The sequence below is a fragment of the Maricurvus nonylphenolicus genome (genome assembly GCF_042854845.1).
GTDB lineage: Bacteria > Pseudomonadota > Gammaproteobacteria > Pseudomonadales > Cellvibrionaceae > Maricurvus > Maricurvus nonylphenolicus.
Genome location: NZ_AP031498.1, coordinates 703,962 through 715,800 on the forward strand (window position 1 = coordinate 703,962; position 11,839 = coordinate 715,800).

Below are 11,839 nucleotides of genomic sequence, written 5' to 3' on the forward strand. Positions count from 1 at the left end.
GATACCTGCCTTCGCAGGTATGACTCTGTAGTTTAGAGAGAACCGAAACGTTAAAACGGAGTTCTAATGGCCAAAAAAAAATTCTTCATCTCCGGCACCGACACCGACGTAGGTAAAACCCTAATTGGTGCAGGCATTTTGGAAGCCGCCAACCGTAAAGGCCTACGCACAGTCGCCATGAAACCCATCGCCGCCGGCTGCGAGCAAACCGAACAGGGTCTGCGTAATGAAGATGCACTAACGCTGATCGACGCCATGAGCCTGGAATTACCCTACAGCCAGGTTAACCCTATCGCCTTTGAGCCACCCATCGCACCGCATATTGCTGCCATGCGTGAAAATAAAACACTGTCAGTATCTCGTCTGACCGGTTTTTGTAACGGCATCCTCATGCAATCCAGCGACTTTGTGGTAATTGAAGGCGCAGGTGGTTGGCGAGTGCCCTTAAATCCACGCGAAACCCTGGCAGATTTGGCCATCGAACTAAACCTGCCCGTTGTCATGGTAGTAGGTATGCGCCTGGGTTGTATTAACCATGCGATCTTAACGGCAGAGGCCATTGAGCGTGATGGTTTAAAGGTGGCGGGCTGGGTGGCTAACCGAGTAGATCCGGAAATGAGCTGCTACGAAGAAAACCTGATGACGTTAAAAACATTGATTCAGGCGCCTCTGTTAGGCGAAGTGCCTTTCCTGGAAAATGCCAATAAAGACGCTGTAGCGGATTGTTTGGATATTGATCCCTTGCTATCTGACGATTAGATTTTAATAAGCAACCACCCTTGGATAATTTATGTCTGTTTCTTCGCTTGATAATAATAAAAAGCTAAGCGTGATATTTAGAGTCGAGCCCGGATCTCTGGGGCCTGACGGTATGGACCATGTAGAAGCCTATTGTGCTATGGCGCAGCAGGAGTTGGGTTCTCGTTTGGAGCACTTTGTGCGCTGGCAGTTTGTTCCCCGTTACGATAAAAGCAAACCTGAAATCGAATATGGGGTAGGCAACAAGAGAATCACTGAGGCTCAGGCAGAAAAGTACCTGTCACTGTTTAAGCAGGATAAGGAAGATTTCGAAACGGATTTGGTTGTGGGTGTTTCGCGACTGATTAACGTCTTCTTTGGCCGTGCCTGATCTTGTTGACCTGATTTACGCTGGGCTCCACTAGGTTAGACTTTTTCTTACAGTCTCTATTCTTTACCCAAAAACAGAGGGATTCTCATGTCCCTCTGTTTTTGTTAGTATAAAAATATGGGTCGAATGTCCTATATTGGATCCGTTGCGTTTGTTGGGGGGGAGATCAATGAAATTGACTGCTATTGAGGGCAATACTCAAAAGTTAGATGGTGGCGCCATGTTTGGTAATGCGCCCAAGGCGCTGTGGTCCCGCTGGATTGAGCCGGATGAACTCAATCGTATTCCGCTGGCGTGCCGAGCACTACTTATTCAGAGCGATGGTGAGAATATCCTTTTGGAGGCAGGCGTTGGCGCCTTCTTTGAACCCGAGCTGCGCAAACGTTACGGCATTACAGAAGCCAGCCACTGTTTATTGGATAACCTGGCTCAGGTTGGCTTGCAGCATGCCGACATAGACCGGGTTATTTTGTCTCATCTGCACTTTGATCATGCTGGTGGCTTGTTGTCGCAATGGCAGGAGGGGGAGGAGCCAAGCCTGCTGTTTCCGAATGCTGAGTTTATTGTGTCTTCCACAAACTGGGAGCGAGCCAGAAATCCGCATGCGCGTGATAGGGCATCCTTTATCAAGACACTGAATCAACAGTTGGCTGATTCAGGTAGATTACGAGTGATTGAGGATGAAGCAACAACGCTGCTAAACGGCAAGTTGCGTTTTCATTTTTCAGATGGACACACGCCGGGTTTGATGTTGACTGAAATTACCACACCTGACGGTCCCCTTGTTTTTAGTGCTGACTTAATTCCGGCAGCCCCCTGGGTGCATACCGCTATTGGTATGGGATACGATCGCTTCCCCGAGTTGCTGATTAATGAGAAAACCACATTGCTCCGGGACTTGGTCGCCCGCAATGGACGACTCTTTCTAACCCACGATGCCAGCCATCCCTGTGTCAGGGTTACGGCAGATGAGAAGCAGCGCTACAGCGGTGTGCCCTGCGAGTTGTAGTTAGGGCACCTAGTTTTTTAATCCTTTAATTTCTTCACTGGTAATATTTTTTACCAGATGCAGAAAGCTCTTCTTGGCAATATTCTTGATTCCGGGGGTTTTCTTTTCCCAGGGTTTACCGTTGCCAATAAATGGGGTCAGACCTTCCATCGAGGCAGAGATAAACAGGGCGACTTGCTCGCGTTCATTTTTTGTCAGCGTGGGATTCAGCTTTTCTATTAGGTCATTCAAGTCCAGGCGTGCTTTGTGGTAAAGCTCATGCATACGCTCTGCGGCGACTTCATCATGGTTGGCCATGGCCCAGAGTTCCGGGAAGAAGTAAGTGGTTTCGCGGGTATTAAGGTCATCAATAATAAAGCTTATAACCGCAAGAAACTGGTCTTCAAGTGATGTGCCCGCTTGGCTACGTGCGGTTTCGAACGCTTCAAGATAACCGCTAATAACATGATCTAGTAAATCGGCGAGCAAATCTTTCTTGCTGGGGTAGTAGTAGTGCAGGTTGCCAATGGTGATGCCTACAGCCGTAGCGATCTTACGCATGCTTAGACCGCTGTAGCCATTGTCTATCAGGATATCCCTGGCGGCTTCGAGTATCTGCCCAATTCTCTCCTGGCCTTTATTGTAGGTGCCGGTACCAGGCCGGTTCTGCAGATTGATAGAGCGCATGGGTGAATCTTCCTTCTATAGCGTGGCGAAATACCAATTGGGATTTTCCTCAATTTAGGACGACTGGTCAAATTTTATAGCGAAATTGCATAACGGCAAATTTCTAGATAGCAAAATTTTCTTGCTTAAGAAGCATTTAATTACAATTTAGGACGCCTGATCTATTTTATTTTTTGTTTTAGTTTGTTACGATTTTTCAAAATAGATCGTGCGTCCTAAAAATAACGCAAAGCAGGTATGCGATTAATAAGCGGTTGCACCCGCAGATCCAAACGAGGAGAGACTTATCATGACAGTAGAAAACCATCTGTTGCAGGAAATTGACGAACTTTATTCAACGGCTGAAAACGCGGCCAAATTGTTCAGTCAGTTTGATGTGACTCAAACACAGAAAATAGTCGATGCTGTCGTAGAAGCGGCTGCAGAAAAGGCTGAGTTCTATGCCGATTGGGCGGTTCGTGAAACCGGTTATGGTAATGTTCAGGATAAAATTGCGAAAAATTTGGCAACGTCTGTTGGCCTGCGTGATACCTATGATATATCCGAGTTTGTTGAATCAAAGATCGACTTCGAAAAGAAGGTAATCGCCATTCCCAAGCCTGCTGGCGTGGTATTGGCACCAATGCCCTGTACCAATCCAATCATGACCGTAAATTTTAAAGTGATCGCCAATCTGGTTGCGCGCAATTCAGTTATCTTGTGCCCGCATCCGGCGGCTAAAGAATGCTGTAACCATGCTGCGCATTTTTTGGCTGAAGTCGCCGAGAAAGCGGGTGCCCCCAAAGGTTGTGTACAGATTCTGGAAGAGCCCAATATCACACTGGTCAACATGTTGATGCAGGATTCCCGTACAGCCTTGATCATGGCAACGGGTGGGCCGGCGCTGGTGCATGCCGCCTATAGTTCCGGCAACCCTGCTGTCGGTGTGGGCGCTGGTAACGTGGCGGCGTATGTTGATAGCACCGCTGATATTAAAAAAGCCGGAACCGATGTCATTGTCGGGAACAGTTTTGATTATGGATTACCGTGTACCTGTGAGTCAGTGGTATTGGCTGAGCGTGAAATTGCGGCAGAATTAAAAGATGCAATGATTGCCGGTAATGGTTGGTTTGTTGAGGGCGAAGAGAACCAACTGTTGCGTGATTTCCTGTTCCCGGGTGGTGTTAACAATCCCGCCGCTTTAGGTAAAAGCCCACAATGGATTGGTGAACAGGTCGGCATTGAAGTCCCTGCTGAGGCTAAATCCATTGTCATGGAAATCGATCATATCGGTCAGGACGAACCCGTCAGCAAGGAAAAAATGTTCCCGGTCTTGGGCTTTTACGTGATCGAGGGCGGCGTTGATGCGGCGATCGAAAACGCACAAGCCATGCTGGACATTATGGGTAAGGGCCATTCGGCGGTATTACATACGGCAGATCCCGAAGTGGTGGTGAAATATACCGCGGCCCTACCTGTGTGCCGTATCTCTATCAATACCGCCGGTATGACGGGCAATGCTGGCCTTTCAACTAACTTGCCTGAAACTGGCGCTGTAGGCACCGGCTTCTTTGGTGGTAGTTCGACTTCTGAAAATATTGGGCCAAAGAATTTGGTGCAATACACCTATGTTGCCTATGACTCGGATCCGAGTATTGAAATGGGCGATATCGAAACAGCAATCGCCGGCTAACTCCGACGTAGAAACACCAAGTGGCGGATTAGCGACGAGCAATCCGCCAAAACTAAAACGTTACCAAGCGATGTGGTGGGCCAGGTTGTGCCTGATTGTTCGGCATATCGCACTATTAAAAAGTTAAAGCGTTGGGAGAGAGATGTGGTTGAGGTAAAGCGAAATCTTTTGCAAAGCGTAATATGGATTGTTCCGGTATTGACGTTGTTGTTCTTTGCTAACGCGGGCGATGCCAGTGAAAAGATCCTTCAACAAAAATGTATGGGGTGTCACATCCCTGAAAGCTTTGAACCGCTAAAGCTCAGTCGAATCAGTCATCAACGCAAAAGCCCGGAAGGCTGGTTGATGACTATTGGGCGTATGCAGGTAATGCATGGGTTGCAGATCAGTGAAAAAGAGCGTGCGGCATTGGTACAGCATTTGGCCGATACCCAGGGACTGGCGCCCAGCGAATCAAAGCCTTACCGCTATATTCTTGAGCGTCGACTGAATCATTCCGAACAGCGTCAGCCCGAGCTTGCGGAAATGTGTGCCCGCTGTCATTCCGAGGCCAGAGTGGGATTACAGCGTCGGGAAGAAAGTGAGTGGCGTCATCTGGTGCATTTCCATTTAGGGCAGTGGCCAAGTGTTGAGTTCTCTGCCATGGGGCGAGATCGGGATTGGCTGGGTATTGCGCTGAATGAAGTGGTTCCCTATCTAGGCGAGAAATACCCATTGGAGTCTGAAGCCTGGAGCGATTGGCAGCAAGAGAAGAAGCAAAATATTGAAGGCCGCTGGCGCTTGGTTGGCAGCATGCCAGGTAAGGGAGATTTTCAGGGCGATGTCACTGTGGCCGGATTAAATAAAGGCAAAGCATCTATGCACTTTACAGGCGAGTTTGCCAATGGTGAGAAGCTTAAAGGTGAAGGTGAGCTAGTCCTATACAGCGGTTACGAGTGGCGCGGATCATTGGCCGCGGGAGAGCAGCGTTACAAACAGGTATTTGCGTTAAGTGAGGATGGAAAATCGTTAAGCGGGCGTATGTATCTCAGTGATCACGAAGAGTTAGGGGTGGATATTCACGGTGTACGTGGTGATGAAAGCAAACTTCTGGCGATGAGCCCGAATTATATTGCCGCGGGAAATGAAGCTGTTATCTCTATTCGTGGAGCCAACCTGAAAGGCGCTGTAACGCTCGGTGAAGGATTGGAATTGGTGTCAGAAATTGCACGTTCTGAGGATGAAATTCTTGTTCAGGTTAGAGCGGGAAAAACGGCTACAGCTTTCAATGCTTCAGTTTCCGTAGGCAACGTAAAAAAGACTAATGCGATTACGATTTACGACCGCGTCAGCGAAATACGCATCGAGCCGGGATATGCCGTTGCGAGAGTCGGTGATGGTGGCGGTAGTCAGGGCAAAGTTAAAGCCGCCTTTGAGGCTGTGGGTTATGCCGCGGGTAAAGATGGTATAGCAGGTACCAGTGATGATCTGAAGATCGGGGTGTTACCGGCGACCTGGCGTATAGCCGCCTTCAGCGCCAAGGCAGAGGAAGACCGCGATGTGGAATTTGCCGGTGTGATAAACGCTAAAACCGGTGTCTTTACGCCAGGGGATGCAGGGCCAAACCCCAAGCGTAAGTTTAAAACCAATAATGCAGGGCATCTTAGCGTGATAGCCGAGGTCTTGGATGGAGAGCAATTGGTAAAGGGAACCAGTGAATTGATCGTAACGGTTCAGCGTTGGAACAATCCACCGATTCGTTAACACGAATACGCGATAGAGAAATTTATATGAGAGGTTTATATGAATAGCATCGTTCGAACCGTAGCCAACAATAGCCATCGCTTTACCGTTGATGACCGTGAAATGCTTTTCCATGTGCCAACCAGTGGTTTATTTGAATTGGATGCTGTCTCTTCACACATTCTAGAGGCGTGTGATAACCCACAAGGTGAGTCAGTGATGAGCTTGTTGGGCAAGCTGGCAGAGCCTTGCCCGTCCAGTGAGATAGTCGATACCGTTGCGCAACTGGGTGATTTAAAACTTATCAGCAGTGATGGGGTAGAGGCCTTTAATTCCGAGGTAAAATCGCTGGAACAGATTCCCTTGGCAACATTGGTACTCAACGTGAATACCGGTTGCAATCTGAGTTGCAGTTATTGTTACAAAGAGGATCTGGATAAGCCGAATAATGGCCAGAAGATGAGCTTTGAGACGGCCAAGCAATCAATCGAAATGATGCTCACGGAATCTCCGGATCAGCCTCGCTACAATATCGTATTTTTTGGCGGTGAGCCGCTTAGCAATATGCCGTTAATTCGGGATGTAGTCAGTTATGCTGAAAAACGCTTTGCAGAGATAAATCGGCCCATCGATTTTTCACTAACAACCAATGCCACGATGTTAACTGAAGAGATTGTAGCTTATCTCAACGAGCATCGGATTGGTGTCGCCATCAGTATCGATGGTCCAAAAGCCGTACATGACAAAAATAGAATCACGGTAAGTGGTCAAGGTACTTATGATGTTGTGCGCCGTAAGATCGAGATGCTGATGCAGGGCTATTCGGCCAGGCCGATTGGTGCTCGCGTCACGCTGACCAAGGGCGTAACGGATATTGAAAATATTTGGGACCACCTGTTTAACGAGCTAGGCTTTAGTGAGGTGGGGTTTGCACCGGTCACGTCTGGCGATATCAGTTATTACAATTTATCAGAGCAAGAGCTGGAAGCTGTCTTTAGTAATATGAAAGCCCTGGGCCGGCGCTATATTGATGCGGCAGCGAAAGGCCAAAGTATTGGTTTTTCCAATATGCACCAGATGCTCACCGATATTCATGAAGGAACCAAAAAAGCACTGCCTTGCGGTGCGGGCGCAGGCATGGTCGCCATTGATCATAGTGGTGGCGTTAACCTTTGCCACCGTTTTACCGGGTCGGATCTACCATTGTTTGGTTCAGTTTCTGAAGGTTTGGATCGTGAAGCCTTAACCGGCTTTTTAGAAACTCGCATGGATAGAACCGATAAAGGCTGCAATACATGCTGGATTCGTAACCTTTGTTCCGGTGGTTGTTATCACGAAAGTTATGCCCGTTACAGTGATCCACAAAAACCTGTGTACCACTACTGTGACTTGATGCGAGACTGGATAGATTTTGGTCTCAAAGCCTACAGCGAAATTACTCAGGCCAATCCAGACTTTATGGATACTTACATTGCTCCTCGTCGAGGTTGAACATAATGAAACATTTAAAACCAATGAATAAGAAGGCGCAGCTATTGGATGCTGCCGTAGAAAAGACCGATGGGCGTGGTGAAAAACAAGGGCTTGAAGAAGTTGTCGCCATGCAGAGTATTGTGGGCTGCACAGGTACCACGGATCCGGGCTGGGAAGTCGACGCCTTTGGCGGTGTGGCCGGCTTGTGTCAGCCGATGGAGTCGGATCTATACGGTTGTGCTGATCCCTGCTGGTGGCCGGCACAAGTGCCGGACATTATGAATACCTACCCGGATTGGGGCAAAGGTGCAGATTCGGCGGGAGAGGATTGGCGCAAGCTGGGTGAAGTCTTTCCCGGTGATAAAAAGTAGGGGAGTTAAGATGATGCTAAAACGGCTAAATAAAATAGTGGGTTGTGAACCGGTGGTGTTGTGCTTGCTACTGTTGGCTTGGACGTCGAGTTCAGTAGCGGTGGATTCTGTAGCCCGGGATTATGTGATTCGGGATTATATGGTAGCTGTAAATCGGCCGAACAATCTTCACTTTATCGATTTACACACTGAAACTATTGTTCGCACCTGCAAACTACCTTCGAGTGTGGCGCCTGGTACGGTAGTGATGTCACCCGATAAGTTAACGGCTTATGTTTTGGGTGGGCGGTTTGATCGTATTTTCGGTGTCAAGATAAATAACTGTGATTTGGTCTTTGATGCCAGCTTCACCTCTGGCAACGAACGAATTAAAAGTATTGCTTCATTAGCGGTAAGTCCTGACGGAGAAGAAATTTATACCGTTCACAATCCTGTGCGAATTATGAATGATCACTATCAGGTCATGGATCCGCGGTTTGTGGCCTATCGGGCAAAAGATGGCGTGGGCGCTAAACCGGCCAAATCTTTTTATGTACCGCGACAAATTAATATTATGGCCACGGGTCATGACGGGCGTGTGTATTTATCGGGGCCAGATGTCTATGTAATAGATCCTGATTCCGGAGCATTGGCTGTGGCTATTGCCAGTCGTACCAGTCAGCGTAAGGGCTACGGACAACCGGATATTCTCACCGTATGGCCGGTGGGCAGTGTCAATAACGAATTTGTGCGAATGTACACAGTGGCTAAATATACGGATGGTACTGCTAACCCGGAAACCACAGAATGGAAATGGGGATTCGAGCGGGTAGACCTTGCCACCGGCAAAACAGAAGTAAAAGACTTCTCGGATTTGGAGGAGGTCTATTTTACCGGCATGCATAGGCCCGGACACCCGGATGAGTTTTATCAGGTGCTTACTCAGCTAAAGCGTAACAGCGTCTCGAAGCAACAGGGCATCAAAAAGGTTGACCTGGATCGAACTTATTACTGTATTAACTTTTCCACGGATGGCAGCAAAATCTATTTAGGCGGAACCTATAACGATATCGCTATTTACGATGCCGAGACATTGACTAAATTAAGCAATCTGGTCCTGCCGGGTGGAGATATGTCTATGGCTACTCCACAGGTATTTTCTCTACCTGTGGATAAAGTGGTTTACTCGCCTCAGGGCGATGCATACGGATCAAATCTAACGGCTTCAAAATAACTATTGGAGATAAAGGTTCTCTGGTTTAATAAAATAAAAATAATATAGGACGGTTGATCTAAAAGGTTGGTTGTGGCTATAGTGTTTATGTGTAAATTAGGACAGTAGATCTAAAATGGATGTAAGTAGTTCTTTCGAGTAATCCGGGGAGCTATCTAGAAAATAATGATTACAGTGTTTGCGAAAAATAATAAATATTTATCAAAGCAACAATGAGGAGAGTAAGATGAAAAAACTGATGAGCTTACAGCCAACGCTACTGGCGAGCGCTATTGCGATGAGCACCGCCTCGGTGAGTGTTGGAACGTCTGCTGCAGTATTTGATCTTGAAGAAGTCGTGGTAACCGCACAAAAACGTGAACAGAGTGCCCAGGATATCGGTATTGCCGTCACCGCATTCTCCGGTGACCAGCTTAAGGAGTTAGGTTATTCCAATGCACAGCAGGTCACTGCTATGTCACCTGGCGTCACCACCATCCAGCCCAATGGTCCTTCGTCCTTTTTCGTTAGTGTACGTGGTGTCGGTCAAAACGATTTCTCGGGTGATCACCAGGAATCCCCTGTCGCCATCTATGTTGATGAAGCTTATGTCAGTGCTGCTTCAGGCGCCGGTTTCCAGCTGTTTGATATAGAGCGTACCGAAGTTTTACGTGGTCCACAGGGAACGTTGTTTGGACGTAATGCAACCGGTGGTCTGGTGCACTACATCACCAAAAAGCCAACCCAGGAATTTGAGGCCTATACCGATTTAACCATTGGTGAATACAATCAAAGAAAAGTTGAAGGTGCTATCAGTGGTCCTATCACTGAAGATATAGCCGGGCGTTTTTCATTTGTGAAAAATAAGCATGATCCTTATATCAAAAATAACATCGGTAAGGATCTTAACAATGGTGATGATTGGGCGGTGCGTGGTCAGCTGCTGTTTAATCTCAATGATGAAGCGGAGTGGTTAATCAGTGCCCGTGCTTCTGAGCAAGATATCGATTCCGGTTTCTTTGAGCATAGCTCCGCGCGTATTAATCCTGCTACTGGACTGGGTGAGCACTACAATGGCCCCGATTTAACCGGTGAGCCGGGTTCATCGGCGACCTCTTATCAGGAGCCTAACGATGGAGTGCACGAAGGTTCATACAACTTCATCGGCCATAACAAGATTGAAACCTGGGGACTGACCAGTAATCTGAGTTGGGGCTTTGAAAGTTTTGATCTGGCTGTGATTACCGATTTCTGGCATTTGGAAAAAGACTATATTGAAGACTCCGATGCCAGCCCCAATGACTTCTTTAACTTTTTCCTCACCAGTGATTTGGATCAATTCTCCCAGGAGGTTCGCTTAAGCGGAGAAACCGAGTCTATGCGTTGGGTGACTGGCGGTTATTACCTGAAGATTGATGGTGATTTTTCTAATGGTGGTCCAGCGGAAAACTTTTTCTCCGCCGCATTGGCAACGTCGCTGGCAGGTACGGGTGTTGGCTTAAGCAGCCCGTTTGAAACCGAGACAGAATCCTACGCGGTATTTGGCCAGGTTGAATTTGATTTGACCGAAGATGTGGCCTTTATTGCTGGCTTGCGCTGGTCACGAGAACAGAAAACCACGGAGTACAATTCGTCCCTGGTGTCTTTTGTTTCCCCCAATGATCTGACTATTACCGATCCAGATGTCTTGGGCCTGGGTGGTACCTATTTTAGTTACGGTAAGGATGGCGCTTCCAGTGCTGGCGTAGATTTACCGGCGGGCAGTGACCCCGGTGAAATCGATGAGGATCTGATTACCGCCAAGTTGCAACTGGATTGGCATGTTAATGATGACATCTTGCTATACGCCAGTTACAACCGTGGCATCAAGGCGGGCGGTTTTAATGCGCCGCTGGATTCTACCGATCTGATCGATGGCATATCCGCCAATGGCGATCCGCAGGATATGAAATTCGATGAAGAAGTGCTGAATGCTTATGAGGTCGGTTTCAAGTCCGTGTTGTTTGAAGGCTTGGTACAGCTTAACGGTGCCATGTACTACTACGACTACAACGATTACCAGGCATTCCGTCTTGAGGGATTAACGCAGTATGTATTTAACACCGATGCCAAGGTGCAGGGTGGTGAGCTGGAACTGCAAGCCTCACCGATGCAGGGACTGGATGTATTGTTAGGTGTAGGTTATATCGATAACACCGTTGAAGATGCGTATCAGCTGCCCAGTGGTGAGTTGGTTGACCGCACGGCTGTGTTGACGCCCGAGTGGAACATTAATGGCCTGGTTCGTTATGAGTGGCCTGTATTCTCCGGCATGTTAGCGGTACAGGCTGATTTTACTTACATGGATGATCACTACTTCCAGCTGAAGAATTCACCGGTGGGTAAGGAAGACGCCTATACCATCAGTAACGCGCGAATTTCCTATACCAGTGAAGATGAAAGTTGGACAGTTGCAGCCTTTGTTAACAACGTGACGGATAAGGAATACCGCACCATGGTGTTCGACTTGGCAGCTCACCCGGCTGATGGTGGTTTTGGTATGGCTGAAAACTACTACGGCGCGCCACGTTGGTGGGGGGCAAGTTTGAGTTATAACTGGTATTAA

The 11,839-nt window shown here is 47.9% G+C and carries 9 protein-coding genes and 1 pseudogene; 9 read left to right on the forward strand and 1 reads right to left on the reverse strand.

All coding sequences use genetic code 11. The features are described from left to right. The first annotated feature begins 66 nt into the window (after positions 1–66). The 3 genes from bioD (at position 67) to ACGHZ6_RS03050 (ending at position 2,138) form a co-directional block, all read left to right on the forward strand. Positions 67–759, forward strand: coding sequence for a dethiobiotin synthase (gene bioD / locus ACGHZ6_RS03040; RefSeq protein ID WP_390617316.1), 693 nt, complete (start codon positions 67–69; stop codon positions 757–759). 31 nt (positions 760–790) lie between these two features. Then, entirely contained in the window at positions 791–1,129 is a 339-nt protein-coding gene (locus ACGHZ6_RS03045; protein ID WP_390617317.1) for a hypothetical protein, read from the forward strand. A 169-nt stretch (positions 1,130–1,298) separates the two neighbouring features. Next, a complete protein-coding gene (locus tag ACGHZ6_RS03050; RefSeq protein WP_390617318.1) occupies positions 1,299–2,138 on the forward strand; it encodes an MBL fold metallo-hydrolase in 840 nt (279 codons plus the stop codon). A gap of 9 nt (positions 2,139–2,147) precedes the next feature. On the opposite strand, the gene ACGHZ6_RS03055 is transcribed toward ACGHZ6_RS03050, so the two are convergent. After that, on the reverse strand, positions 2,148–2,804 hold the full coding sequence (locus ACGHZ6_RS03055; protein ID WP_390617319.1) for a TetR/AcrR family transcriptional regulator: 657 nt from the start codon (positions 2,802–2,804) through the stop codon (positions 2,148–2,150). A gap of 277 nt (positions 2,805–3,081) precedes the next feature. On the opposite strand from ACGHZ6_RS03055, the pseudogene ACGHZ6_RS03060 reads away from it, so the two are divergent. The 6 genes and pseudogenes from ACGHZ6_RS03060 to ACGHZ6_RS03085 all read left to right on the forward strand — a co-directional run. Then, positions 3,082–4,476: pseudogene (locus ACGHZ6_RS03060) on the forward strand (aldehyde dehydrogenase family protein); the annotation flags it as partial. 168 nt (positions 4,477–4,644) lie between these two features. Next, positions 4,645–6,219 (forward strand): quinohemoprotein amine dehydrogenase subunit alpha, encoded by a 1,575-nt coding sequence (gene peaA / locus ACGHZ6_RS03065; RefSeq protein WP_390617320.1) that lies wholly within the window; start codon positions 4,645–4,647, stop codon positions 6,217–6,219. Positions 6,220–6,258: 39 nt separating this feature from the next. Then, positions 6,259–7,689 (forward strand): quinohemoprotein amine dehydrogenase maturation protein, encoded by a 1,431-nt coding sequence (peaB, locus tag ACGHZ6_RS03070; RefSeq protein ID WP_390617321.1) that lies wholly within the window; start codon positions 6,259–6,261, stop codon positions 7,687–7,689. Positions 7,690–7,694: 5 nt separating this feature from the next. Beyond that, positions 7,695–8,042, forward strand: coding sequence for a quinohemoprotein amine dehydrogenase subunit gamma (gene qhpC, locus ACGHZ6_RS03075; protein ID WP_390617322.1), 348 nt, complete (start codon positions 7,695–7,697; stop codon positions 8,040–8,042). A 10-nt stretch (positions 8,043–8,052) separates the two neighbouring features. Further along, positions 8,053–9,255, forward strand: a complete 1,203-nt coding sequence (gene peaD / locus ACGHZ6_RS03080) for a quinohemoprotein amine dehydrogenase subunit beta (protein WP_390617323.1) — start codon at positions 8,053–8,055, stop codon at positions 9,253–9,255. Between the two features lie 226 nt (positions 9,256–9,481). Beyond that, positions 9,482–11,839, forward strand: a complete 2,358-nt coding sequence (locus tag ACGHZ6_RS03085) for a TonB-dependent receptor (protein WP_390617324.1) — start codon at positions 9,482–9,484, stop codon at positions 11,837–11,839.

Excerpts from the sequence above, each read along its gene's own strand:
- bioD (WP_390617316.1), top strand. The coding sequence starts at position 67 with ATGGCCAAAAAAAAATTCTTCATCTCCGGCACCGACACCGACGTAGGT.
- ACGHZ6_RS03045 (WP_390617317.1), top strand. The coding sequence starts at position 791 with ATGTCTGTTTCTTCGCTTGATAATAATAAAAAGCTAAGCGTGATATTT.
- ACGHZ6_RS03050 (WP_390617318.1), top strand. The coding sequence starts at position 1,299 with ATGAAATTGACTGCTATTGAGGGCAATACTCAAAAGTTAGATGGTGGC.
- ACGHZ6_RS03055 (WP_390617319.1), bottom strand. The coding sequence starts at position 2,804 with ATGCGCTCTATCAATCTGCAGAACCGGCCTGGTACCGGCACCTACAAT.
- peaB (WP_390617321.1), top strand. The coding sequence starts at position 6,259 with ATGAATAGCATCGTTCGAACCGTAGCCAACAATAGCCATCGCTTTACC.
- qhpC (WP_390617322.1), top strand. The coding sequence starts at position 7,695 with ATGAAACATTTAAAACCAATGAATAAGAAGGCGCAGCTATTGGATGCT.
- peaD (WP_390617323.1), top strand. The coding sequence starts at position 8,053 with ATGATGCTAAAACGGCTAAATAAAATAGTGGGTTGTGAACCGGTGGTG.
- ACGHZ6_RS03085 (WP_390617324.1), top strand. The coding sequence starts at position 9,482 with ATGAAAAAACTGATGAGCTTACAGCCAACGCTACTGGCGAGCGCTATT.